Annotated in this window: 11 protein-coding genes; 10 read left to right on the top strand and 1 reads right to left on the bottom strand. The window is 74.2% G+C overall.

Annotation, left to right across the window (positions count from 1 at the left end; translation table 11 throughout):
• Window positions 1–72: 72 nt before the first annotated feature.
• The 10 genes from ABZW17_RS04915 to ABZW17_RS04870 all read left to right on the top strand — a co-directional run bounded on the left by ABZW17_RS04915 (window position 73) and on the right by ABZW17_RS04870 (window position 25353).
• Window positions 73–303, top strand: a complete 231-nt coding sequence (locus ABZW17_RS04915) for a hypothetical protein (protein WP_354809902.1) — start codon at window positions 73–75, stop codon at window positions 301–303.
• Between the two features lie 401 nt (window positions 304–704).
• Window positions 705–4142, top strand: coding sequence for a beta-ketoacyl synthase N-terminal-like domain-containing protein (locus tag ABZW17_RS04910; protein ID WP_354809711.1), 3438 nt, complete (start codon window positions 705–707; stop codon window positions 4140–4142).
• A 57-nt stretch (window positions 4143–4199) separates the two neighbouring features.
• Entirely contained in the window at window positions 4200–7637 is a 3438-nt protein-coding gene (locus ABZW17_RS04905; RefSeq protein WP_354809709.1) for an amino acid adenylation domain-containing protein, read from the top strand.
• Window positions 7634–12916: an SDR family NAD(P)-dependent oxidoreductase gene (locus tag ABZW17_RS04900; protein ID WP_354809707.1), complete on the top strand. Its 5283-nt coding sequence runs from the start codon at window positions 7634–7636 to the stop codon at window positions 12914–12916. The genes ABZW17_RS04905 and ABZW17_RS04900 overlap by 4 nt, the downstream gene beginning before the upstream one ends.
• A gap of 10 nt (window positions 12917–12926) precedes the next feature.
• Complete coding sequence (locus tag ABZW17_RS04895; protein WP_354809705.1) at window positions 12927–15911, top strand: amino acid adenylation domain-containing protein; 2985 nt, start codon at window positions 12927–12929, stop codon at window positions 15909–15911.
• Window positions 15908–21307 carry an amino acid adenylation domain-containing protein gene (locus ABZW17_RS04890; RefSeq protein ID WP_354809703.1) on the top strand — a complete coding sequence of 1800 codons (5400 nt, stop codon included), beginning with the start codon at window positions 15908–15910 and terminating at the stop codon, window positions 21305–21307. The genes ABZW17_RS04895 and ABZW17_RS04890 overlap by 4 nt, the downstream gene beginning before the upstream one ends.
• Window positions 21304–22551, top strand: a complete 1248-nt coding sequence (locus tag ABZW17_RS04885) for an ATP-grasp domain-containing protein (protein WP_354809701.1) — start codon at window positions 21304–21306, stop codon at window positions 22549–22551. Before ABZW17_RS04890 ends, ABZW17_RS04885 begins: the two co-directional genes overlap by 4 nt.
• A complete protein-coding gene (locus tag ABZW17_RS04880) occupies window positions 22548–23810 on the top strand; it encodes an ATP-grasp domain-containing protein (RefSeq protein WP_354809697.1) in 1263 nt (420 codons plus the stop codon). The genes ABZW17_RS04885 and ABZW17_RS04880 overlap by 4 nt, the downstream gene beginning before the upstream one ends.
• Window positions 23807–24742 (top strand): TauD/TfdA family dioxygenase, encoded by a 936-nt coding sequence (locus ABZW17_RS04875; RefSeq protein ID WP_354809695.1) that lies wholly within the window; start codon window positions 23807–23809, stop codon window positions 24740–24742. The genes ABZW17_RS04880 and ABZW17_RS04875 overlap by 4 nt, the downstream gene beginning before the upstream one ends.
• Window positions 24739–25353, top strand: a complete 615-nt coding sequence (locus ABZW17_RS04870; RefSeq protein WP_354809693.1) for an NAD(P)H-dependent oxidoreductase — start codon at window positions 24739–24741, stop codon at window positions 25351–25353. The genes ABZW17_RS04875 and ABZW17_RS04870 overlap by 4 nt, the downstream gene beginning before the upstream one ends.
• Here the strand turns inward: ABZW17_RS04870 and bla are convergent.
• Entirely contained in the window at window positions 25350–26261 is a 912-nt protein-coding gene (bla, locus tag ABZW17_RS04865; RefSeq protein WP_354809691.1) for a class A beta-lactamase, read from the bottom strand. The genes ABZW17_RS04870 and bla overlap by 4 nt on opposite strands.
• Window positions 26262–26268: the final 7 nt, after the last annotated feature.

Raw genomic sequence — 26268 nt, 5'->3', positions numbered from 1 at the left:
TCGTTGGGTCCCGGACACGAAGTCGGCGCGCCGATCTTCGCCTACCTTGCTCGTATGGGTGAGAACGGTGGAATGCTCGCACTGGTGCGGCTACGCCGAGGTGTCGTCGGCGAGAGCAGACGCGTCTGCCACCTGATCCCCGTCCCGGCCGGCCCGGTGCCCGACCACCTGACGGCTCTCTGCGGCGAACCGATCTTCCCCGCCGACGCCGAGGTGCTGGACGGGCTGCGCGGCATGCCGTGTCACCCGTGCCTCCTGCGGAGCGCGGCGCCGGGAGAGGGCCTGCTCGCCGACGCCGGCTGATCCGTGTGTCCCGAGTGGACGGGTGTCGCCGCGCCCGCGGCTGAATCGATTTCGTGGAACGGCCACCGTTTCGGCCGCGGAAACAAAGCGGCGGAAACGGTGGTCGGTGAATATCCGACCGGGACGATCGCCATTCCGCGCGGTGACGATCGGTAGCGGACCGAGTGTCCACAGTGGCGAGTGATCGGGCCGCGGGTGTGGATGACGTGGGAAACTGCTGCGACTGGTCCAGGTTCGATAGGTCATTCGGCTGAACTCTGCGGAATACGTATCCCCAGACGCTGTCTTGCCCCTTAGCCTTGCGTGATTCTTCGTCATATCGCACTGGGGAGTGAGATGAAGTCCACGTCACCGCCTTGGTTTCCGCGCGCCCATTCGCCGTCGGGAGCCGACTCCGGGCGATGACGCAACCCGGTTGTCTCAGACGTTTCGCGGAAGCCGTCCGGCGCTCGCCCGACCGGATCGCGGTGCTCGAGCACGGTTCGGCGGTGAGCTACGGCCGGCTGGCCGCACTGGCCGGCGGGCACGCCGCCCGGCTGCTCGACGCCGGGGTGCGGCCGGGCGAGTTCGTCGGCCTGGTCACCGGGCACGGCACGCCCGCCATCGCCGCCATCCTCGGCACCCTGGCCGCGGGGTGCGCCTACGTCCCGCTGGACCCGACGTTCCCGCGGGACCGGCTCGCGCACCAGGTCGCGGCGGCCCGGGTGTCGGCCGTGCTCGCCGACCCCGACCACGCCGAGCTGGCGGAAGCGTTGTGCCGCACCGAGTCCGCGCGGGTCGTGCGGTCCGGAAAGGACACCGCGCCGCTGCCGGTGCCCGACCCGGATCCCGGCGCGCCCGCCTACGTGCTGTTCACCTCCGGCTCCACCGGCCCGCCCAAGGCCGTCGCGCAGACCCACCGCAACCTGCTGCACGTGGTGGACAACCAGATCACGACGCTCGGCATCACCGCCGCGGACCGGGTCAGCCTGCTGGCCTCCTTCGGCTTCGACGCGGCGATCCCCGACCTCTACCCGGCGCTGCTGACCGGCGCCGCCGTGGTGCCGGTCGACGTCCGCGCCCACGGCGTGGCCCACGCGGCCCGCGAGCTCGCGCGGCACGAGGTGACGGTCTACCACTCGACGCCGACGGTCTACCGCCACCTGCTCGACGCCCTCGACGGCGACCTGCCCTCGGTGCGGACCGTCCTGCTGGGCGGCGAGCAGGCGACCTACGCCGACGTCCGGCGCGGCCGGTTCGCGCCGGGCTGCGAGTACGTCAACGGCTACGGCGCCACCGAGGTGACCTTCGCCGCGCAGTACCGGCTGACCGCCGCGGACGTCGGCCCGGACGACACCGGCCCGCTGCCCATCGGGACCGCGTTGCCGGGCTACACGCTCACCGTGCTCGACGGCGGAGAGCTCGAAGTCAGCGGCGACTACCTGGTCGACGGCTACTTCGACCGGCTGAGCCCGGCGTTCGGCACCACCGCCGCCGGCGTCCGCAGCTACCGCACCGGCGACCTCGGCCGGGTCCGGCCGGACGGGACCGTCGTCTGCCTCGGCCGGCTGGACCGGCAGGTCAAGGTGCGCGGGTTCCGGGTCGAGCTGACCGAGATCGAGGCCCGGCTCGGCGAACGGCCCGGGGTGGCCGAAGCGCGCGCCATCGTCCGCGACGGGGAACTGCTCGCCTACGTCGTCCCGGTCGCGGGGTCGCGGCCGGACGGGACGGTGCTGCGGGCCGCCCTGGCGGAGGTGCTGCCCGGGCACGCGGTGCCCACCGCGGTGACCACGGTCGCGGCGTTCCCCCTCACCGTCAGCGGCAAGCTCGACGAGGAAGCGCTTCCGGACCCGCGCCCGCCCGCGCCCGTCGCCACCGGGCCGATGACCCCGGCCCAGCGGCGGGTGCACGCGATCTGGTGCGCGGTGCTCGGGCACGAGCGGATCGCCACCACGGACGCGTTCTTCGACGTCGGCGGCCATTCCCTGCTGCTGGGCCGGGTCCAGCAGCGGCTGGCCGCGGAGTTCGGGGCCGACGTCCCGCTGCTGGACCTGCTGGAGCACCCGACGGTCGCGGCGCAGGCCGCGTACCTGGAACGGTCCACTTCGGACGACCGGCCGGCCGGCGGCGGACCGTCCACGGAGGACGAACCCGGCAGCGACCTGATCGCCGTCGTCGGGCTCGCCTGCCGGTTCCCCGGCGCCCCGGACGCCGACACGTTCTGGTGGAACCTGTGCGCGGGCGCCGACGCGGTCCACGACTACACCGACGACGAGCTGGCCGCGCTCGGCATCGGCCCGGGCCTGCGGGCGGACCCCGCGCACGTCCGCGCCGGGGGCCGGCTCGACGGCGTCGAGGACTTCGACGCCGGGTTCTTCGGGTTCACCGCCGAGGAAGCCGCGCGGACCGATCCGCAGCACCGGCTCTTCCTGGAGACGGCGTGGCGGGCCCTGGAGGACGCGGGCCGCGACGCGGCGCGGGAGTCCGGCCCGGTCGGCGTGTTCACGTCCACCGGCGTGAACCGGTACTTCCTGTTCCACCTGTTCGGGAACCCGGCCGTGACCGGCGGCGTCGACCCGGACGACTGGGAGGGCCGGCTGCTCGGGCGCCAGCTCACCGACCACCTGCCCGGTCAGCTCGCCTACCGGTTCGGCCTGACCGGGCCCGCGGTGGCCGTCCAGAGCGCCTGCTCCAGCTCGCTGGCCGCGGTCGGGCTGGCCGCGCAGAGCCTCGCCGAGTACCGCTGCGACCTCGCGATCGCCGGGGGTGTGAGCGTGACGTGGCCGCGGTACCGGGCCGGCGGCATGGCGTCCCCGGACGGCCGCTGCCGGTCGTTCGACGCGGCGGCCGACGGCGCCGGGTTCGGCTCGGGCGCCGGGGTCGTGGTGCTGCGGCGGCTGTCCGACGCGCTCGCCGACCGCGACCACATCCACGCCGTGCTGCCCGGCTGGGCGATGACGAACGACGGCGGCGACCGCGCCGGGTACGCCGTGCCGAGCCCGGCGGGCCAGGCGGCCGCGATCGCCGAGGCCCTCGCGGTGGCCGAGGTCGACCCGGCCGAGGTCCGGCTGATCGAGGCGCACGGCAGCGGCACGCCGCTCGGGGACGCCATCGAGGTGGCCGCGGTCAACCGGGTGTACCGGGACGTCCCGCCGGGCACCTGCGCGCTCGGCTCGGTCAAGACGAACATCGGCCACCTCGACGCGGCCGCCGGGGTGGCCGGGCTGATCAAGGCCGTGCTTTCGGTGCGCCACGGCGTGATCCCGCCGAACCTGCACTTCACCGCGCCCCACCCGGAGGTCGACCTGGCCGGCGGGCCGTGCCACGTGCCCGTCAAGGCGGCGGACTGGCCCGAGGCGCCCCGGCGGGTGGCCGGGGTGAGCGCGTTCGGCATGGGCGGGACCAACGTGCACGTGATCGTCGAGGAGGCCCCGGCACCGGGACCGCGGGTGACGGCCGACGGCCCGCACGTCCTGCCGGTGTCGGCGCGGGACCGCAACGCCCTGCGCGAGACGCTGACCGGGGTGCGGGACCGGCTCGCGGCCGACCCGCCGGACCTGGCCGACGTCGCCTACACCCTCGCCGTCGGCCGCCGGGAGTTCCCGGTCCGCGCGGCCGTGGTCGCCTCGACGGTGGCCGAGGCCGTCGAAGCCCTGGACACCCTGCTCGCCGGCGGGACGGACCTGGCCGGCCCGCCCGGCGCGGCCCGGGAACTGGCCGCCCGCTGGATCGGCGGCGACGGCGTCGACTGGGCCGCCCGCCACGACGGCGCCCGGCCCGGCCGGGTACCGCTGCCCGGCCACCCGTTCCGGCGCACCCGCTGCTGGATCGACCCGCCGGTTCCGGGACACCACCCGTGAGCCGCACGCACGACCACACGGCCGCCACCGCGGCCGTGCCGAACTGGGGAGTCCACCGTGACCGACACGTTGCCCGGCACGGGCATCGACGGCCCGCCACTGTCCTATCCGGACACCACGATCGCCGCGCTGATCCTCGCGCAGGCGCGGCGGACGCCGGACGCGCCCGCCGTGCGGCAGGGCGGAACCGAGCTCACCTACGCTGAGCTCGTCGCCGCGGCCTGGGGCGTCGCCGCCGCCCTGCGCGAGCGCGGCGCCGGGCCGGAAACCCGCGTCGGCGTGTGTGCCCACAGGAGCACCGCCCTCGTGAGCACGGTGCTCGGCGTCCTGCTCTCCGGCGCCTGCTACGTCCCGCTCGAACCCGGCGGCCCGCGGGCCCGGCTGGCCACGATCGCCGCCGACGCGGGCGCGACCCTGGTCGTGGGCGACGCGGCCGTCGCGGAATTCGGGACTGCGCAAGGGATCGACGTGCCGCCGCCCGGTGCTCCGGGCACCTGTCCCGCGACACCGGAGAACACCGCGCACGTGCTCTACACGTCCGGGTCGACCGGGCGGCCGAAGGGCGTGCTGACCCGCCACCGCAACATCGTCGCGTTCGTCGGCGGGTTCGCCGCCCGCCTCGGCGTCGGCCCCGGCACCCGGACGCTCGGCATCTCCTCGCTCGGCTTCGACGCGTTCACCATGGACGTCTTCGTCCCGCTGGCCGTCGGCGGCTCGGTGCAGCTGGCCGGCTCGGCCGACCGCGCCGACCCCGAACGGCTGCGCCGGTTCGCCGTCGAGCACGAAGTCGACTTCGGCTTCATCACGCCGACGCTGCTGTCCCTGCTCGACCCCGCGGACGTGCCCGGCTGGCGGACCGTGGCCTGCGGCGGCGAGCCGGTGCCCGCCGAGCTGGCCGCCCGCTGGCTGCCCGGCCGCCGGTTCTTCCACGTCTACGGCCCGACCGAGACGACCGTCGTCGTGGTCGCCGACGAGGTGACCGGCCTCCCGGCCGACCCGCTGCCGCTGGGCACGCCGTTGCCGAACCACCGCGCCCGCGTCGTCGACGACGAGCTGCGGCCCGTCCTGCCCGGGGAGGTCGGCGAGCTGGTCATCGGCGGCCCGGGGGTGGCCGCGGGCTACCTGGACAGCCCGGAGCTGACCGCGCGCAAGTTCGTCGCCGACCCGTTCGCCGCGGGGGAGCGGCTCTACCGCACCGGCGACCTGGCCCGGCTGCGCCCCGACGGCCGGCTCGAGTTCGCCGGCCGCGCCGACCGCCAGGTCAAGGTCCGCGGCCAGCGGATCGAGCTCGGCGAGGTCGAAGCCGCGCTCGGCGCCCACCCGGACGTCGGCGCCGTCGCGGTCGAGGCGGTGCCCGGGCCCGGCGGCACCCGGCTGGTCGCGTTCCTGACCCCGGCGTCGGCGCCGTCCGACGCGGACATCCACGCCCACGCGGGGGACCGGCTCACCCGGGCGATGCGCCCGGCCGCGATCCGGCGGCTGGCCGTCCTGCCCGTCAACCCGGTCACCGGCAAGATCGACCGGCCCGCCCTGCGCGCCCTCGCCGAGACGACTTCCGGGGACGTCGAAGCGCCCGCCTCGCCGGTGGAAGCCGTGTGGCGCCGGGTGCTCGGCCCGGGGGCCGGACCCGACTTCCTGCTGGCCGGCGGCGATTCGATCGCCGCGATGCGGCTGGTCGCGGCCCTGCGCCGGGACCTGGCCGCGGACGTGTCCGTCGAGGACGTCTTCGCCGGGCGGACCCTGGACGGGCTCACCCGGCGGGTCGCCGCGGCCGCCCCGCTCACCGGGGCCGGGCTGACCACCGGGCACGCGCCCGCGTTGTCCCCGCCGCAGCGGCGGCTCTGGTTCCTCGACCAGCTCGCCCCGGACGCGGCGCCGTACAACATCGCGATGGCGTTCCGGCTGACCGGACCCCTCGACGTGGCCGCGCTCGAGACGGCCCTGCGGGCGGTGGCCGAGCGGCACGACGTCCTGCGGTGGCGCATCCGCCCGGTCGACGGGATCCCGCGGGCCGAGTGCCTGCCCCCGGACGACGTGCCGCTGCCGGTGATCCCGGTGGCCGCGGACGCCGTGCGCGCCCGGCTGGCCGCCGACGCGGCGACGCCGGTGCGGCTCGACCGCGAACCGCCGTGGCGCGTACGGCTCTACCGGGTGGAACCCGACGAGCACGTCCTCGGGTTCACGCTGCACCACGCGGTGTTCGACGGCTGGTCGCAGGAACTCCTCTGCCGGGATCTCGGTGCGGCCTACCGCGGCGAGCCGCTGCCGCCGCCCGAGGCGTCCTATGCGGACTACGCGGTCTGGCGTGCGGATCGGGACGGCCGCCGGGAAGCCGTCGATGTGGCCTGGTGGAAGGACCACCTCGCCGGGGCACCGTCCACTCTGGACCTGCCGCGGGACCGGCCGCGGCCGGCCGTGCAGACCTACCGCGGCGCGAGCCACCACCAGGCGTTCCCCGCCGGTGTCGCCGAGGCTGTCGGCGAACTGGCCACGCGCACCGGGACCACCCGCGCCGGCGTGGTGCTGGCGGCGTTCGGGGAACTGCTGCGCCGGCTCACCGGCGGGACCGACCACCTGGTCGCCACCGTCGTCGCCGACCGGCAGCTGCCCGAAACCCAGGACGTCGCCGGGTTCTTCGTGGACATCGTCCCGGTCCGGCTGCGCGCCGGGGACGCGGACTTCACCGCGCAGGTGCGGGGCAGCGGGGACGAGCTCCTGGCCGCCACCGCGCACCCGGCAGCACCGATCGACCGCCTGGTCGACGCGCTCGGCGTCCGGCGTGACCCGTCGCGGGCGCCGCTCGTGCAGGTGATGGTCAACGTCCTGAACTTCACCGAACCCCGGCTGGACCTGCCCGGGGTGCCGGGGGCGTGGCTGCCGGTCGAGAAGCCCGGCTCGCCGTTCGACCTGACCGTCTACGTCCTCGGGCACGGCGTCGAGCTGCTCTCCAACCCGGACCTCTTCGACGCGGCCCGGATGGCCGCGCTGGCCGAGGACTTCACGGCGCTGCTCGCCGCCCTGGTCGCCGAGCCGGACCGGCCGGCCGCGAGGTGCGCGCCGGAGCTCCCGCGGGCCGCCGTCCGGACCGCCGCTCCGGAGGCCGCCGCACCAGCCCGTCCGGCGCCGGTGTCCGTCGCCGATCCCGCCGCTTTGGCCGCCACCGAGGCGGTCATCGCGGCGACCTGGCGGGAGGTGCTCGGCCGCGAGGCCGTGGGCGTCACGGACAACTTCTTCGACCTCGGCGGGCATTCGCTCGCCCTGGCCCGCGTCCACGCCGAGGTCACTGCCCGGCTCGGCCGCCGCATCCCGATGGTGGACCTGTTCACCCACCCCACCGTCCGCGCGCTCGCCACCCACCTGCACGCGGGGGCCGCACCCGGCCCGGAGCTCGCCCGCGCCGCCGAGCGGGTCGCCGCCCGCCGAGGGCGCACCCCGTCCAGAAGACCCCGCCGCAGTGCCGGCACGACCGGCCAGGAACAGGAGCGACCGCTGTGACCCACGACCTCGAACCCGACGCGAGCGCGGACCCGAGCGCCGACCCGATCGCCATCGTCGGGATGGCCGCCCGGGTGCCCGGCGCCGGCGACCTGCGCCAGTTCTGGCGCAACCTCGTCGACGGCGTCGAGTCCATCCGGCCCGCCACCCGCGAAGAGCTGCTCGCCCGCGGCGCGGACGCGGCCACTTTGGACGATCCCAGCTGGGTCAACGCGACCACGGTGGTCGAGGGCTTCGACGAGTTCGACGCCGACCTGTTCGGCATGACCAGCCGCGAAGCCGAGATCACCGACCCGCAGCACCGCGTGTTCCTCGAAGCCTGCCACTCGGCGCTGACCGACGGCGGCTACGACCCGGCCCGCTACCGCGGGGCGATCGGGGTCTACGGCGGCACCGGCCGGACCGGCTACCTGATCGAGAACCTGCTGCGCAACGAGCGCGTGATGGCCTCGCAGCACGGCGGCATCGGGATGTCGACCGGCAACCAGCCGAGCTACCTGACGACGTCGGTGTCGTACAAGCTGAACCTGCGCGGCCCCAGCCTGGCGATCCACACGGCGTGCTCGACGTCGCTGGTCGCGGTGCACCTGGCCTGCGAGGCGCTGCGCAACGGCGAATGCGACATGGCGCTGGCCGGCGGCGTGAACCTGGAGATGCCGCACGGCATCGGGTACATGGGCGTCGAAGGCTTCACCTCGCCCGACGGGCACGTCCGGGCGTTCGACGCCGGCGCCAACGGCACGGTGTGGAGCAGCGGTGTCGGGGTCGTCCTGGTCAAGCGGCTCTCGCAGGCGCTGGAGGACGGCGACCACATCCGGGCGGTCGTGCTCGGCAACGCGATCAACAACGACGGCGCCACGAAGGTCGGCTTCTCGGCGCCGAGCGTGGCGGGCCAGACCGAGGCCATCGCGCAGGCGGTCGGCATGGCCGGGGTGAACCCGCGCACCATCGGCTACGTCGAGGCGCACGGCACCGGAACCGCGCTGGGCGACCCGATCGAGATCACTTCGCTGTCCACTGTGTACGGACACGGGGTGGCCGACACCGGCTGGTGCGCCATCGGCTCGGTGAAGTCGAACATCGGCCACCTGTCCCAGGCGGCCGGGGTGGTGGCGCTGATCAAGACCGTCCTCGCCATGGAGCACGGGCTGATCCCGCCGACCATCAACTACGAAGAACCCAACCCGGGCATCGACTTCCCGCGCAGCCCGTTCCACCCGGCGCGGACGGTGACCAAGTGGGAAGCGGCCGACACCCCGCGCCGGGCCGGTGTGAGCTCGTTCGGCGTCGGCGGCACCAACGCCCACCTGGTGCTCGAAGAGGCCCCGGCGCCGCGGCGGCCCCGCCGCCCGCACCCGGCGCACCTCCTGCGGGTGTCCGCGAAGACGCCGGAAACCCTGGCCACCGCGGTCGGGCGCCTCGCCGACCGGCTGGCCGGGGACGTCGACCTCGACCTCGCCGACGTCGCCCACACCCTCGCCGCCGGGCGCACCGAGTACCGGCACCGCGCGGTCGTCGTGGCCCGCGACTCCGAAGACGCGGTCGACGGCCTGCGCGACCCGCGGCGCCTGCTGACCGCGGAGGCGGCCGAGCCGAAGGTGGCGTTCCTGTTCTCCGGCCAGGGTTCGCAGTACGCCGGGATGGGCGCGGAGCTGTACCGCACCGAGCCGGTGTTCGCCGCGGCCGTCGACGAGTGCTGCGAGCTGGCCGGGCTGCCGGGCCTGAAGGAGCTGATCTTCGACCGCGGCGGGGACGCGCGGCTGCGCGAAACCCGCTACACGCAGCCCGCGCTGTTCGTCGTCGAGTACGCGCTGGCGATGCTGTGGCGCAGCTGGGGCGTACGGCCCGGCGCGATGATCGGCCACTCGGTCGGCGAGTACGTCGCCGCGACCGTCGCCGGGGTGTTCACCCTGGCCGACGCGGTGGCGCTGGTCGTCCGGCGCGGTGAGCTGATGCAGTCGATGCCCGCGGGCGCGATGCTCGCCGTCCAGCTCGACGAAGAGGCGGTGTCGAACCGGCTGCCCGAGGGGCTGGCGATCGCGGGTGTCAACGGCCCCGGCACCTGCGTCGTCGCCGGGCCGTCCGACGCGATCGCGGACTTCGCCGCGTTGCTCAGGTCGAGTGACGTGCAGTGCCGCGAGCTGGTGACCTCGCACGCGTTCCACTCGCCGATGATGGACCCGATCCTGGCGGAGTTCACCGAGGCCGTCGCGGCGGTGCCGCGGTCGGCGCCGTCGCTGCCGTTCCTGTCGAACCTGACCGGCGGCTGGATCACCGGCATGCAGGCGACCGACCCGGCGTACTGGGCGGCCCACCTGCGCCGGGCGGTCCGGTTCGGCGACTGCGTGCGGACGCTGTTCGCCGGGGGAGACCGCTGGGCGCTCGTCGAATGCGGGCCGGGGCACCAGCTGGCCGGGCTCGCCCGCGGCCAGGTGCCGAAGGGCCTGCCCGCGCCGCAGCCGAGCCTGCCCGGCCGCACCGACCGCGAAGGCGACGTCGAAACGCTCCTCGCCGCGGCCGGTCTCTTGTGGACACACGGGGTTCCCCTCGAACCCACGACGTCCGGGTATCGCGTACCGCTGCCGGGGTATCCCTACGCCCGCAAGCGCTACTGGGTCGATCCCGACCCGGCGGGGACGGTCGCCGAGCCGGTGCGCCCGAGCGGCCCGCTGCCGCTCGACGAGTGGTTCGCCGTGCCGTCCTGGCGCCAGGCCGGGCCGGAGCTGCGGCGCGAGCCGTTCGCCGGCTGTCTCGCGTTCGTCGACGACGACGTCCTGCCGGGCCTGCTGCGCGACGCCGGGGTCACGGTCACCGGGGTCCGCCCGGGTGACCGGTTCGCGGCCGTCGAGGGCGGTTTCACCGTCCGTCCTGGCGTCCGCGAAGACTACGACGACCTCGTCGCCGCGCTGGGCACCCTCCCGGAACGGGTGGTCCACGCGTGGGCGCTCGGCGGGTCCGAGACCGGGATGGCCGCCCAGGAGCGCGGGTTCTTCAGCGTCCTGAACCTGGTCCAGGCGTGGGGCGAGCCGGTGCGGATCGACGTCCTGAGCAGCGGCACCGCCGACGTCACCGGCACCGACCTGACCCGGCCCGAGCACGCGACCCTCGCGGGCATCGCGCGGGTCGTCCCCCTGGAGGTCCCGGGCACCCTCGTGCGGCGGATCGACGTCGAAACCGTGTCCGCCGAGGTCGTCGCCGAGCTGTTCGGACCGGCGGACGCGCCGGAAGTCGCCCTGCGCCGGGGCCGGCGCTGGGTCCTCGGCCACGCCCAGCTCAGCGTGCCCGAGGTGCCGTCCCCGGTGCTGCGCGAAGGCGGCCGGTACCTGATCACCGGCGGCACCGGCGGCATCGGCATCACCCTCGCCGAGGACTTCGCGCTGCGCGTGCGGGCCAAGCTCGTCCTCCTGACCCGCTCCGGCCTGCCGCCCCGCGAGGAATGGGACGCCCGCACCGCCGACGACCGGGTGGGCCGGGCGATCCGGGCGATCCGGCGGATGGAAGCGGCCGGTGCGGTGGTCCACGTCGTCGCCGCCGACGTCACCGACGCGGCGCGGCTGCGGGAGGTCCGCGAGCTGGCCGAACGCGAGTTCGGCGGGCTCGACGGGATCGTGCACGCGGCCGGGCTCCCCGGCGGTGGCGTTGCCGACGTGAAGGAGCGGGCGGCCGCGGAGGCCGTCCTCGCCCCGAAGATCGGCGGCACGCTGGCGCTGGCCGAGGCGTTCGCCGACCTGCCGATGGACTTCGTCGCGCTGTGTTCTTCGGTCACCGCCGTCTCCGGCGACTTCGGGCAGGTCGACTACTGCGCGGCCAACAACTTCCTCGACGCCTACGCCCGCGGCGACCACGGCTGGCAGGCCCGGGTCGTCTCGCACGACTGGGGCGGCTGGGACGAGGTCGGCATGGCCGCCGAGGTGGAGGCGCCGACGACGATCCGCACCACCCGCACCAGGGCGGACGGCCCGGTCACCCACCCGGTGCTCACCACCCGCACCGGCGAGAGCTGCCACGGCCTGGTCTCGGCGAACGGGCACTGGCTGCTGGCCGAGCACCGGATCGCCGGGGTGCCGGTGGTCCCGGGCACCGGGCACCTGGAAACCGTGCGGGCCGCGGTCGAGGCCGCCCGGCCGCGCCCCGGCGAAGGGCACGTCGTCGAACTGCAGGACGTTGCCTTCCTGGAGCCGTTCTCGGTGCCGGACGGGACCGTCGCGGAGTACCGGGTCGCCTTCGACGGCGACGGCTTCACGGTGACCAGCCGCGCGGCCGGGGTCACGAAGGTGCACGTCCGCGGTTCCGCGGGCTGGGTCCCGGCCCCGGCGACGTCCACTGTGGACCTCGACGCGGTGCGGGCCCGGACCGGCGTGCTCGACGACGGCAACGCCTTCGGCACCGGCCGGACCAGCATGGTCACCTTCGGCCCGCGCTGGGCCGCGCTGCGCACCCACCACGTCGGCGAGCACGAGGAACTCGCGTCGGTCGTCGCCCCGGTCTTCGACACCGGCTGGGGGATGCACCCGGCGCTGCTCGACGTGGCCACGGCGTTCGGCCGCGGCCGGGGGAGCGGCACGTACCTGCCGATGAGCTACGGACGGGTGGTCGTGCACGCCCCGCTCCCGGCGAGCTTCCACAGCCACCTGCGCCACCGCGACACCGGTGGCGACCAGGTGATCGCCGCCGACCTGACGTTGTGCGACGACACCGGCCGCGTGCTGGTCGAGATCGAGGACTTCGTGCTGCGGCAGGTCGACGAGAACGCGGTCAGCAGCGGGCTGAGCGCCGTACCCAAGTCCACTGTGGACTCCGTCGGCATCCGGCCGGTCGACGGCGCCGAGGCGTTCCTGCGGGCCCTGACGCCCGGTCTCGGCGGGCAGGTGGTGATCAGCACCCGCCCGGTGCAGGACCTGTTCGACCGCCGGGTGACCGCCGAACGCCTCGAAGAAAACGAAGAGGCCGCCGAGCCGGCCGAGGCCGTCCAGCAGGACGGCTACGTCGCCCCGCGCACCGACCTCGAAGCGGAGATCGCCCGCCAGTGGGCCGAAGTGCTCGGCGTCGAGCGCGTCGGCGTCCACGACGACTTCTTCGCCCTCGGCGGCAACTCCCTGGTCGCCATCCAGCTGATCGCCCAGGTCCGCAAGACCACCGGCGCCCGGCTGGCCATGAAGACCCTCTTCGAATCGTCCACGGTGGCCGCGCTGGCCGAGCGGATCGAGGACCTGCGCAGCGGGCCCGCGCCCGCCGCCGACGCACCCGCCGCCACCACCATCCCCAAGCTCGAGCGCTGAAGCAGGAGACATGACCGACACGAAGGAATGGACGTTCCCGGCCTCGTTCGGGCAGGAGCGGATCTGGCTGTCGAACCAGCTCGACCCGGCGTCCCCGGTGTACAACCTGCCCTGCCAGGTGCGGCAGGATCTGCCCCTCACGGAAGGGCAGTGGCGGGCCGCGCTCGGCGTGGTCGTCGGGCGCCACGAAGCCCTGCGGACCACGTTCCGGATGGACGGCGCGGACCTCCGCCAGGTGGTGCACGCCGACGTCCCGATCGATTTCGAGGTGCACGACCTGCGTGCCCACCCGGACCGGGAAGGCCGCGCGGTCGAGCTCTCGGAGGCGATCGCCCGCCGTCCCATCCCGCTGGACACGGCCCCGCCGTGGCGGGCGCAGCTGTGCCGGCTCGCCGACACCGACTGGCTGCTCACCTTCGTCGTGCACCACACGGTGTTCGACGCCGGCTCGGCGGTCGTGCTGGCGAAGGAGCTCGACGAGGCGTGCAACGCGGCCGCCGAGGGGCGGCTGCCGAAGCTGCCGGAGCTGGCCATCCAGTACCCGGACTACTCGGCGTGGCAGCGCGGCGAGCTGCCGTCCGTGCGCGCGCAGCTGGACTACTGGCGCGAACGCCTCGCCGGGCTGCCGCCGGTGCACAGCCTGCCCACCGACCGGCCGCGGCCCGCGGAGTTCGGCTTCGGCGGCGACCAGGTCGACTTCGCCCTGCCCGGCGGCCTGCTCGACCGGGTCGGCGAGGTCGGCCGCACCCTGTCGGCGTCGCCGTTCATGGTGCTGCTGGCCGCCTACACCGCGCTGTTGTCCCGGCTGTCCGGCTCGGACGACGTCGTGGTCGGCGTGCCGGTCGCCGGGCGTGACCTGCCGGAGCTGGCGCCGCTGATCGGGATGTTCGTCAACCAGCTCGCCGTCCGCGTCGGCTGCGGGGGCGAGCCGTCGTTCGCCGACCTGGTGGGCCGGGTCCGCACCGCGGTGCTGGACGCGATCGAGCACGGCCGGGTGCCGTTCCAGCTGGTCGCCGAGGCGGTCCGCCCCGAGCGCGACCCCGCGGTGCAGGCGGTTTACCAGCTCGGGTTCAACTTCATCCCCGACTCCGGCATCGAGCCGGTCCGGTACGCGACGGCCAAGGACGACGTGGCCATCGACCTGACCGCGGTGAACGGCCGCCTGCTCTACCGCACCGACCTGTTCGACCGGGCGACGGCGGAGTCCATGGTGGACCGCTTCCTGCGGCTCCTGACAGCCGCCGTCGAGGACCCGGCCGTCGCGGTGGCGGACCTGCCGCTGCTGTCGGACGCCGAGCGACGGCAGGTGGAAGCGTGGAGCGGTGCCGCCGCCGAAGACGCCCCGCTGGTCGTCGACCGCTTCGAAGACCAGGTGCGGGCGACGCCGGACGCCGTCGCCGTCGACCTCGGCGGGGTCCGGCTGACCTACGCCGAGCTGAACGCGCGGGCCGACCGCGTCGCGCACCGCCTCGGTGGTGGTGGCGTGGTCGGGATCTGCGCGCCGAACTCGGCCGACCTCGTCGTCGGCATCCTCGGCGCGCTCAAGAGCGGCGCGGCCTACGTTCCCCTGGACCCGGCCGACCCGGCCCCGCGGCGGGCCCTGGTCCTGGCCGACGCCGGGGCGCGGGTCGTGCTCACCGCCGGGGAGGTCACGCTCGAGGCGGACACCCTCGCGCTCGACGACCCGGCCGTCTGGGCGGAGTCGTCCGGCGAGCACCCCGCGCGGCCGGGCGCGGACGACCTCGCCTACGTCATCTACACCTCCGGCTCGACCGGGCGGCCGAAGGGCGTGCGGATCGGGCACCGTGCGCTCGCCACCTACCTGGGCTGGGCGCGGGCGGCCTACCCGAGCCTGGCGGGCCGCGCGCTGCTGCACACGTCGGCGTCGTTCGACCTGACGGTGACCACGCTGCTCGGCCCGCTCACCGCCGGTGGGTCCATTGTGGACACCGGACGGCCGGACTTCGTCAAGGCCACCCCGACCCACCTCACGGTGCTGCCGGAGGAGTCGTACCCGGCCGGTGACCTGGTGCTCGGCGGTGAAGCGCTGATGGGCGAGCTGGTGCGGCCGTTCTCCGGGATCGCCGTCACCAACGAGTACGGGCCGACCGAAGCGACGGTCGGCTGCATCACCCACCGGCTGGACGGCCCGGTCGACGGGCCGGTGCCGATCGGCCGCCCCACGCCCGGCACCCGGGTGTACGTCCTCGACGAGCGGCTGCGGCCGGTCCCGCCGGGCGTCGCCGGGCAGCTGTACCTCGCCGGGGCGCAGCTCGCGCAGGGCTACCTCGGGCTGCCCGAGCTCACCGCCGAACGGTTCCCCGACAGCCCCTTCGGGCGGGTGTACGCCACCGGTGACCTCGCGCGCTGGCGTCGCGACGGCACCCTCGACTACCTCAGCCGGACCGACGACCAGGTCAAGCTGCGCGGGTTCCGGATCGAGCCGGGGGAGGTGGAAGCCGCCCTGCGGGAGCTGCCGGACGTCCGGGACGCGGCGGTGGCCGTCCGCGAAGAAACCCTCGTCGGGTACGTCGTCGGCAGCGCGGACGGCGCGGCCGACGCCCTGCGGGCCACCCTGCCCGAGCACCTGGTGCCCACGGTGTTCGTCACCCTGGACGCGCTGCCGGTCGCGGCGAGCGGCAAGCTCGACCGGGCCGCCCTCCCGGACCCGCAGCTCGGCGGCGGCACGGAGTACGTGGCCCCGGGCACCGCGGCCGAAGAGCTGGTCGCCGAGGTCCTCGGCGAGCTCCTGGGCGTGGAGAAGCTGGGCGTGCACGACGACTTCTTCGCCCACGGCGGCAACTCGCTGCTGGCGATCCGGGCGATGGTCCGCATCCGCAAGCAGGTCGGCGTCGACCTGCCGGTGCGCGGGCTGTTCTCGTTCACCACGGTGGCCGAGCTCGCCGCCGAGGTCGAGCGGCGGCTGGCCGCGGACCTGGACCAGCTCAGCGACGAAGAGGTCCGGGCCCAGCTGGCCGAAGGCGGGCCGGCGTGACGACGATCGACGAAACGAGCAGCGCGGCTGCCCGCCGCGCGTTGCTGGAACAACGGCTGCGGCGGCGCGCGGCACCGGCCGCGACCATCACCCCGCGCCCGGACGGCGACCCCGTCCCGCTGTCCTACCAGCAGGAACGCGTCTGGTTCATGGAGCAGTTCGCTCCCGGCACGACGTCCTACACCATCCCGGTGCCGATCCGGCTCACCGGCCGGCTCGACACCGCCGTGCTGCAGGCCGCGCTCGACGCCCTGCCGGCGCGGCACGAGGCCCTGCGGATGCGGTTCCCGGCCGGGGAGGACGGGCAGCCCTCCGTCCACATCGAACCGGCCGTCACCGTGCCGCTGTCCCTTGTGGACGCAGGCGGCGAGGACGCGGCCCGGGCGGCGGTGGACGCCGCCGCGGCCGAGCCGTTCGACCTGGCCACCGGGCCGCTGCTGCGCGCCACCCTGGCCCGGATCTCCGACGACGAGCACCTCCTCGCCGTGTGCACGCACCACATCGCCGGCGACGGCTGGTCGGTCGACCTGCTCCTGCGCGACCTCGCGGCGCACTACCACGGCACCGCGGCCGCGCTGCCCGCGTTGTCCGTCGGCTACGGCGACTTCGCGCACTGGCAGCGCCGGACGCTGACCGGCGCCGAACTGGACCGGCAGCTCGACCACTGGCGGGCCGCGCTCGACGGCGTCGAACCCCTGGAGCTGCCGGCGGACCACCCGCGGCCGGCGACCCAGACGTTCGACGGCGCGATCCACGAGTTCTTCGTCGAGCAGGACCTGGCCCGCGCCCTGGGGGCCTTGAGCCGCGAACACGGCGTCACGCTGTTCATGACGCTGCTGGCCGCCTACCAGGTGCTCCTGGCCCGGTATTCGGGCCAGGAGGACTTCGCCGTCGGCTCGTCGTCGGCCGGGCGTGGGCTGCCCGAGCTCGAAGGCGTCGTCGGCATGTTCGTCAACATGCTGCCGCTGCGTGCCCAGCTCGAGGGCGACCCGACCTTCGCCGAACTCCTGGACCGCACCCGGCGGCACGTGCTCGACGCCTTCGAGCACGCCGACGTCCCGTTCGAACGCCTGGTCAACACCCTGGGCGTGCCGCGGGACGTGAGCCGCTCACCGGTGTTCCAGGCGATGTTCGCGCTGCAGAACTACGAGATGGGCCGGATGAGCACAGCCGGGACGTCCGAAGTGGACTTCCGCTGGCTGCCGATGGACCTGCCCTCGACCCGGTTCGACTTCGAGTTCCACGCGATCGAGATCGAGTCCGGGATCATCGGCAAGTTCGTGCACAACACCGCGCTGTTCGGCGCGGAGACCGTCGCCGGCATGGCCGGGCGCCTGGTCACCCTGCTGCGGTCGATCGTCGCCGACGCGACGCGGCCCCTGTCCGACCTGGACATCCTGGGTGACCAGCGCGACCTGGTCGTGAACCGGTGGAACGACACCGCGGGGGAGGTCCCGCCCGGCACGCTGCACTCGCTGGTCGAGGCCCAGGTCGCCCGGACACCGGACGCGCCCGCCCTGACCTTCCGCGGCGAGTCGCTGACCTACCGGGAGCTCGACGACCGCGCCAACCGGCTCGCCCACCGCCTCCGGGAACTCCGGGTCGGGCCGGGCACCCTGGTGGGCGTCTTCGCGCAGCGGTCGTTCGAGCTGGTGATCGCGCTGTTCGGCGTGCTCAAGGCCGGGGGCGCGTACGTGCCGCTCGACCCCGAGTACCCGGCCGACCGGCTCGCCTTCATGCTCGAAGACGCGGCCGCACCGGTCGTGCTGACCCAGGCCGCCCTGCGTGACACGCTGCCGGTGAGCGACGCGGCGGTGGTCGTCCTCGACGACCTGACGGGACCGACGACACCCGTGGCACCCCTGGCGGGCGCGGACGATCCCGCGTACGTCATCTACACCTCCGGCTCGACCGGGCGGCCGAAGGGCGTCCCGAACGGCCACCGCGGCATCGTCAACCGCCTGGACTGGATGCAGCGCGAATACGGCCTCGACGGCTCGGACGCGGTGCTCCAGAAGACCCCGGCGAGCTTCGACGTCTCGGTGTGGGAGTTCTTCTGGCCGCTGCTGACCGGCGCCCGGCTGGTGCTGGCCGAACCCGGCGGGCACAAGGACGCCGCCTACCTGCGCGAGCTGCTCGTGAGGGAAGGGATCACGACCGCGCACTTCGTGCCGTCGATGCTGACCCTGTTCCTCGCCGAACCGGGCAGCGAGGTGGTCCCGGCGCTGCGGCGCGTGGTGTGCAGTGGTGAGGAACTGCCCCTGGACACCGCCCGCGAGTTCGTCCGGCGGCTGCCGCACTGCGCACTGCACAACCTCTACGGCCCGACCGAAGCCGCGATCGACGTCACCGCCTGGCACTGCACACCCGAGGCTCTCGAAACCGCCGCGGCGGTCCCGATCGGGGCGCCGATCCGCAACCTGCGGATCTACGTCCTGGACCGGCGCGGCAATCCGTGCCCGGTCGGCGTGCCCGGTGAGCTGCACATCGCGGGCGTCGGCCTGGCGCCGGGCTACCACAACCGGCCGGACCTGACGGCCGAGCGGTTCGTCCCGGACCCGTTCCACGGCGGCCGGATGTACCGCACCGGCGACCTCGCGCACTGGCGGGCCGACGGCACGGTCGCCTTCCTCGGCCGCCTCGACCACCAGGTCAAGCTGCGCGGCCTGCGCATCGAGCTCGGCGAGATCGAGGCCCGCCTGCGGGAGCAGCCCGGCGTGACCGACGCCGTCGTGCTCGTCCGCGAGGACACGCCGGGGGACAAGCGCCTGGTCGGCTACGTCGTCGGCGACGCCGACCCGGGCGTCCTGCGGACGGCGTTGAAGGAAACGCTGCCGGACTACATGGTCCCGCCGTCGTTCGTCACCCTCGATGCGCTGCCACTGACCCCGAACGGGAAGCTCGACCGCAAGGCCCTGCCCGCCCCGGTCGCGGCCCGCGACGCGAGCACGGCGCTGGTCGAGCCCTCGACGCCCCTGGAGGTGCTGCTCGCCGAGATCTGGCGGGACGTGCTCAAGGTCGGCGAACTCGGCGTCGGCGACGACTTCTTCGACCTCGGCGGCCATTCGATGCTCGCCACCCAGGTCGTCGCGCGGATCGCGAAGGCCGGGCACCAGGCCGGTGTGATGGACCTGTTCCAGCACCGCACGATCCGCGAGCTGGCGGTGTTCCTGGACGGCGACCGCGACGACTCGGGGCACCTGCTGTACGAGCTGACCAAACCGGTCGCGAAGCCGACGCTCACCTACGTCTGCTTCCCGTACGGCGGCGGCAGCGCGATCGTCTACCAGCCCCTCGCGGACGCGCTGCCCGGCGGGTATTCGCTGTTCTCGGTGGCGATCCCCGGCCACGACGTCGGGCTCTCCGAGGAAGCCGTGCCGTTCGACGAACTCGTCGAGCGGCTGGCCGACGAGGTCCTCGAGCGCATCGACGGCCCCCTGGCCATCTACGGCCACTGCGGGGTCGGCAACGCGCTCGCCGTCGGCGTCGCCCGGCGCCTCGAAGAGCGCGGCCGTGCCCTGGAGGTCGTCCACATCGGCGCGATCTTCCCGTTCGCGCGGATCAAGGGCGCGGTCGGTACCCTGCGCACGAAGCTGGAGCAGCTGCGCAGCAACCGGTACTACGCGAACTGGCTCAAGGGCATGGGCGTCGACACCGACGACCTCGACCCGGCCCAGGCCGACCGGATCATCAGCAACATGCGCGCGGACAGCCGCGCCGCCGAGGAGTACTTCAGCGGCCTGCTCGACGCGCGGGTGGCCAAGCTGCGCGCGCCGATCGTCTCGGTCGTCGGCTCGGAGGACCCGGTCACCGACTACTACGCCGAGCGCTACCGCGAATGGGAGTTCCTCACCGACCACACCGGACTGGTCGTCCTGGACCAGGCCGGGCACTTCTTCCTCCGCTACCGCGCGGAAGAACTCGCCGAGATCCTCACCCGGGTCCACCCGGCGCTCGACGAGCCCGGTGACCTGCACGTTTCGGCCCGGGGCGACGACGCGGGCTGGGCCGTCCACGACACCCACCGATCCACTGTGGACGACAGGCCCGCGGTGAAGCCGAGCATGGCCCGGTTCGTCACCGTCACCGCCGGGCAGCTGGTCTCCTCGACCGGCTCCGCGCTGACGTCGTTCGCGGTGCCGATCTGGCTGTACACGAAGACGGGCTCGGTCACCGACCTCGGCCTGCTCTGGGCCCTGGCGCTGCTGTGCGGGGTGCTGGTCCTGCCGGTGGCGGGCGCGCTGGTCGACCGCGGCGACCGCCGCCGCATCATGATCGCGGCCAGCGCGATCGCCGGCGTCATCCAGCTCGCGCTCGCCCTGCTGCTGACGGTGGGGCACCTGCAGCTGTGGTTCCTCTACGTGCTGATCCCGCTCGGGTCGGTCGCCGGGTCGATCCAGCGGATCGCCTACCAGTCGTCGGTGGCGCAGCTCGTGCCCAAGCAGTACCTCGGCCACGCGATGGGCCTGGCCCAGCTGTCCAACGGTTTCGCGCAGCTGCTGATGCCGGTGATCGCGGCCGGGCTGCTCGCCGCGATCCAGCTGTCCGGGATCCTGGTCCTCGACATGGCGAGCTACGCCTTCGCCGTCGTCAGCCTGCTGTTCGTCCGGTTCCCCGACCTGCTCGGCTGGCGCCCGCGCGAACCGCTGCTGACGGCGATCGCGGGCGGCCTGAAGTACTCGTGGAACCACCGCGGCTTCCGCACCATGCTGCTGTACTTCGCGCTGGCCAACGTCTTCCTGGCGCCCGCGCTGGTGCTCGTCTCGCCGCTGGTGCTGTCCTTCGGCACGGTCACCGACGTCGCCCAGGTCGCCCTCGCCGAAGCCATCGGCGCGGTCGCCGGCGGCATCGGCATGGCCCTGTGGGGCGGCCCGCGACGGCGGCGGATGGTCGGCGTCCTGGCCGGCAACGTCGGCATCGCGCTCGGCAGCCTGGTGATGGGCCTGCGCCCGTCCCTGGTCGTCGTCGCGGCCGGGGTGTTCCTGCTGGCCGCCGCGATGGCTGTGTCCCAGGGCATCTACGCGACCTTGGTGCAGGTCAAGGTGCCGCAGCGCTACCACGGCCGGGTGTTCGCGATCAACCAGACGATCACCTGGTCCACGCTGCCGATCGGGTTCGCCGTGCTGGCGCCGCTGGCCGTGAGCTGGTTCTCGCCGCTGCTCGCCCCCGGCGGCGCGCTGACCGGATCGGTCGGCGCGGTCCTGGGCACCGGAGAAGGCCGGGGCGTCGGGCTCGCCTACGTCGTCTACGCGCTGGTTCTCCTGCTCGTCAACGCAGGCGGGTTCAGCATCCGGCTGCTGCGCCGGTTCGACACCGAGGTGCCCGATTCGCTGCCGGACGACCTCGTCGGCGCGCAGGAGCGGGAGCGCAAGCTCGCCGGGAAGGAGGCCGCGTGAGCACCGTGGTCCTGATCAGGGAAGCCCGCGGGCACTGGGTCGGCGAGGTCGCCGCCGCGGTGCACGCGGCCGGCCACCGGGCAGTGCTCCTGGCCCCGCCGGTGGACGCGGCCGAACGCGCATCGCTCGCCGCGCTGGTGGACGAGGTGGTGGCGGTCGACGACGTCTACGACGCTTCGGCGGTCGCTGCGACGATTCGTTCGGCGTACGGGACACCGGCCGCGGTGCTGACCGGCTCGGACGGGGCCATCGCGAGCACCGCCCGGGTCGCCGAGCTGCTCGGGGTCGCGCGCTGCCCGGCGTCGGTGTTCGCCCGGTGCGCGAACAAGTTCGCGGTCCGGGAGGTGCTGGGCGGCACTCCGTTCGCGCTGATTTCCTCGGCGGCGCAAGCCCCGGACGTGGCCGCGCGGGTCGGCCTGCCGGCGATCGTCAAGCCGGTCAACGGCGCCGGGAGCAACCTTGTCCGCGCAGTGTCCACAGTGGCGGAACTGGCCGCGGCGTACGAACTGCTGGCCGCGCGGCTGCCCGAGTCCGCGGACCCGCGCTACCACCGTCCACTGGGGACACTCGACCCGGCCGGGACGTTCCTGGTCGAAGGGTTCCTCGACGGGCCCGAGTACGCGGTGGACGTGCTGGTCCGCGACGGCGTGGCCGAACCGGTCGAGATCCTCGACAAGCCGCTGATCGACGAGCGCAAGTTCGAACTGGTGCTGTCCTGCCCGCCGGCGGACCTCTCGCCGGAGCGGGCGGCGCTGGTCACGTCGGCGGCGTCCGCCGCGGTGCTCGCGCTCGGGCTGGACAACACCGTCGCGCACGTCGAGGTGATCGACGACGTGCGGCGCGGTCCGACGATCGTCGAGGTCAACGCGGGCCGCCCGGCGGGCTCGATCATGCCGCTGCTGGCCAGGCTGCGCACCGGCATCGACGTGTTCGCCGAGCTGACCGCGCTCGCCCTGGGCGCGCCGCCGCCCGCGCGGGAGCCGGCGAAACTGCCGATCCCGCTGGCGATGCTGATCCTCTACGCGGCCGGCTCCGGGACCCTCCGGAGCATCGGCGGCCTCGACGAGGTCGCCGCGCTGCCGGAGGTCGTCGACGTCGTCACGACCGTCTCGCCCGGCCAGGTGCTCACCGACGAGCAGGAGACGTACGCGGTGAACCTCGTCGTCGCCGGGTTCGCAGGCCACGACGACCTGGCCGCCCTGCACGCCGAAGCGAGCAAGCTGATCCGGCTGGAGGTCGGGTGAAGACCGCGTTCATCGTCCGCGAGACCCACGGGCATTGGATCGGGGACTACGCGGCCGCGGTCCGGGCGGCCGGGTGGCGGGCCGAGCTCGTCACCGAGCCCCTGGACGACGCCGAGCGGGCCGCGTTGGACCCGTTCGTGGACGGGTTCGTCGTCGTCGAAGACGTCCGGGACGTCCTCACCGTCACCGAGGCGGTGCGCCCCCGGAAGCCCGACGCGGTGCTGACCGCCGCGGAAGGGATCATCGCGACCACCACCCAGGTGGCCGAACTGCTCGGGGTGGCGCGCTGCCCGGCGTCGGTGCTCACCCTGGCGCACAACAAGTTCGCCGTCCGGGAGAAGCTGGCGGAGGCGGGCCTGCCGGGGCCGCGCGCCGCGTTGTTCGCCGACCCGGCCCAGGCCGGGGAGATCGCCGCGCGGGTCGGACTTCCGGCGATCGTCAAGCCGGTCAACGGCGCGGCGAGCACCCTCGTCCGCACGGTGTCCACTGTGGATGAACTGGTGGCCGCGTACCACCTCCTGGCGTCCCGGTTGCCGCATCACCCGGACGCGCGCTATCACCACCCGCTGGCCGGCGGCCTCGACCCGCGGCGGGTGTTCCTCGTCGAGGGCCTGCTCGACGGCCCGGAGTACGCGGTCGACGTGCTGGTCCGCGCCGGGGTGGCGGAGACCGTCACGGTGGTCGGCAAACCGCTGGTCGACGAGCGGAAGTTCGAACTCGGCATGGTGTGCCCGCCGTTCGGGCTGTCCGGGGACCGCGCGGCAGCGATCCGGTCGGCCGCGGCCGACGCGGTGCTCGCCCTCGGGCTGGACAACACGGTCGCGCACGTCGAGGTGATCGACGACGCCGCACTCGGGCCGGTGGTCGTCGAGGTCAACGCCGGCCGCCCGGCCGGGGGCGCGCAGCCCGCGCTGCTGAAGCTCGCCACCGGCATCGACGTCACCGCCGAAGCCGTCTCGATCGCCCTCGGCACACCGCCGCCCGCGCGGGGCACCGGGCTGCCGGTGCCGGTCGGGTACCTGGTCGTCTACGCCGAGGGCGCCGGGCGGCTGGTGCGCGTCGAAGGCACCGGCGACGTCGCGGACCTGCCCGAGGTGCTCGACGTCGTCACGATCGTTTCGCCCGGCCAGGTGCTCACCGACGACCACGAGATCTATGCCGTCAACGTCCTCGTCGCGGGGTTCGCCGACGCCGACGACCTGGCCGCGCTGCACGCCGAGGCCACCAAGCTGATCCGATTCGAACTGGAGGAGTCATGACCGCCGATCTCGCCGCGGCCCTGGAGCTGCAGGGCAACGAGCACACGAAGATCGCCGTTTTCCCGGCCGCGGACTTCGCCGCGGTGGAGGCGCACCTGCCGCAGTTGCAGGCCCACCTGCGTGACCACGGCGCCGTCCTGCTGCGCGGTCTGCCCGCCGACCTCGACCTGTTCAACCGGGTGACCGAGACGATCGGTGGTGCGCTGCTCACCTACACCGAGCGGTCGACGCCGCGCTCGGCGGTGGCGGGCAACATCTACACCTCGACGGAGTACCCGCCGGCCGAGTCGATCCCGATGCACAACGAGAACTCCTACTCGGCGAGCTGGCCGGCACGGCTGTTCTTCCTGTGCGACACCGCGGCGGAAACCGGCGGCGCGACGCCGGTCGCGGACAGCCGCGCGATGGTCCGGCTGCTGCCCGAAGACCTGCGCGAGCGGTTCGCGGGCGGCGTCACCTACACCCGCGCGTTCCGCGAAGGGCTCGGGCTGACCTGGCAGGAGGCGTTCCAGACCGAGGACCGCGCGGTCGTCGAGGACTACTGCGCGCGCCACGGCCAGACCTTCGAATGGACCGAAGAAGGGCTGCGCACGCGGCACGTCCGGCCGTCCTTCGCGGACGAGCCGCACACCGGCGACACCGTGTGGTTCAACCAGGCCAACCTCTTCCACATCCGGAGCCTCGGCGAAGAGGTCAGTGAAGCGCTGCTGGAGCTGTACCCGGAGGAAGACCTGCCCCGCAACGCCTACTTCGCCGACGGCAGCCCGATCCCGGTCGCCGATCTGGAGCAGATCCGGGCGGTCTACGACGAGGTCAGCTACGCGTTCCCGTGGCAGACTGGCGACATCATGGTGATCAACAACATGCTGATGGCCCACGGCCGCGAGCCGTTCACCGGCAAGCGCCGCATCCTGGTGGCGATGACGGGATGACCGCCCCGGTGGTGGTGCTGCTCGCCCACCCGCGGCCCGGCAGCTTCAACCACGCGCTCGCCTCGCGGGTGGTCGACGCGCTGGAGCGGGCCGGGGTGCCGGTGCGGTTCCACGACCTGTACGCCGAAGGCTTCGACCCGGTCCTGACCGCGGAAGAGGCCCACACCAGCGGGACCAGGGCCGAGGAGTTCCTCGCCGCGGAACCGGACCCGCTGGTGCGGCGGCACCGCGCGGACCTGCGCGAGGCCGCCGGGCTCGTCGCGATCCACCCGAACTGGTGGGGCAAACCGCCGGCGATCTTGAGCGGCTGGCTCGACCGGATCCTCGTCCCCGGCGTGGCCTACCGCCTCGACGACGCGGGAGGCGCCCCGGAGTCCCTGCTGTCCCTGCGGCGGCTGCTGGTGGTCAACACCTCGGACACCACCGAGGAGCGCGAGCGCACCCTGTTCGGCGACCCCCTGGACGCGATCTGGCGGCGGTGCCTCGCGCCCTACCTCGGCGAGCCGGACGTGACCCGGCTCGTGCTGCGGGTGGTGGCCGACACCGACGCGGCCGAGCGGGCCACGTGGCTCGACGACGTCTCCGCGTCGGCCCTGCGGTTGTTCGGTTAGTTCTTCCGGAAGCTGTCGAGGACCAGCTTCGCCGCCTGGGCGATGAGCCGGTCGTCGTGGCCGGCGTTCTCGGCCTGGCGGCTGGACAGGACCACGAGCACGATCGGCGCCCGGCCCGGTGGCCAGACGACGGCGATGTCGTTGCGCGTGGCGTAGCTGCCGGTGCCGGTCTTGTCGGCGACGGCCCAGCCCGCCGGCGCACCGGCCCGGATCAGCGCGGCGCCGGTGGTGTTGGCGCGCATCATGTCCGTGAGCACGGTTCGCTTGTCCGGCGGCAGCGCGGTGCCGAGGGTGAAGGCCCGCAGGCTGCCGGCCATGGCGCGCGGCGTGCTCGTGTCGCGGATGTCACCGGGGGCGAGATCGTTGAGGCCGGGTTCGATCCGGTCGACGTGCGTGGTCGTGTCGCCGATCGCGCGCAGCGCGGCGGCGAGGCCCGGCGGCCCGCCGAGCTCCCGGAACAGCAGGTTCGCGGCGGTGTTGTCGCTGTAGCGCAGGGCGGCGTCGATCGCGTCGCGCAGCGGAAGCCCGGTGGCGACGTGCTTTTCGGTGACGGGGGAGTTCGGCTGCAGGTCGGCCCGGGTGTAGGTGAGGTGCTTCGCGAGCCCGTCGAGGCTGGTGCGCTGGAGAACGGCGGCGGCGGAGAACGCCTTGTGCGTCGAGGCGTAGCCGAAGCGTTCGTCGGCGCGGTGGGCGATTTCGCGGCCGGACCCGGTGTCGACGGCGTACACGCCGAGGCGGGCGTCGAAGTCGTGTTCGAGCGGGCCGAAGTCCGGCGCGGCCGGCGCTGTCGTCGCCGGTGTCGCTGATGTCGGCGGTGTTGCCGGGGCCGGCGGTTCGGTGGTGCAGGCGGTGAGCGGCACGAGGACCAGCGCGGCGAGCGCGGCCCACCGGGCGTGGGGGAACGGCACGGGGTCT

This window comes from Amycolatopsis sp. NPDC004625, assembly GCF_040609695.1.
GTDB lineage: Bacteria > Actinomycetota > Actinomycetes > Mycobacteriales > Pseudonocardiaceae > Amycolatopsis.
This window is presented reverse-complemented; position numbering and strand designations above follow the sequence as displayed.

Coding starts and splice junctions, on each gene's coding strand:
- ABZW17_RS04915 (WP_354809902.1), top strand. CDS start 73: ATGCTCGCACTGGTGCGGCTACGCCGAGGTGTCGTCGGCGAGAGCAGA.
- ABZW17_RS04910 (WP_354809711.1), top strand. CDS start 705: ATGACGCAACCCGGTTGTCTCAGACGTTTCGCGGAAGCCGTCCGGCGC.
- ABZW17_RS04895 (WP_354809705.1), top strand. CDS start 12,927: ATGACCGACACGAAGGAATGGACGTTCCCGGCCTCGTTCGGGCAGGAG.
- ABZW17_RS04875 (WP_354809695.1), top strand. CDS start 23,807: ATGACCGCCGATCTCGCCGCGGCCCTGGAGCTGCAGGGCAACGAGCAC.
- ABZW17_RS04870 (WP_354809693.1), top strand. CDS start 24,739: ATGACCGCCCCGGTGGTGGTGCTGCTCGCCCACCCGCGGCCCGGCAGC.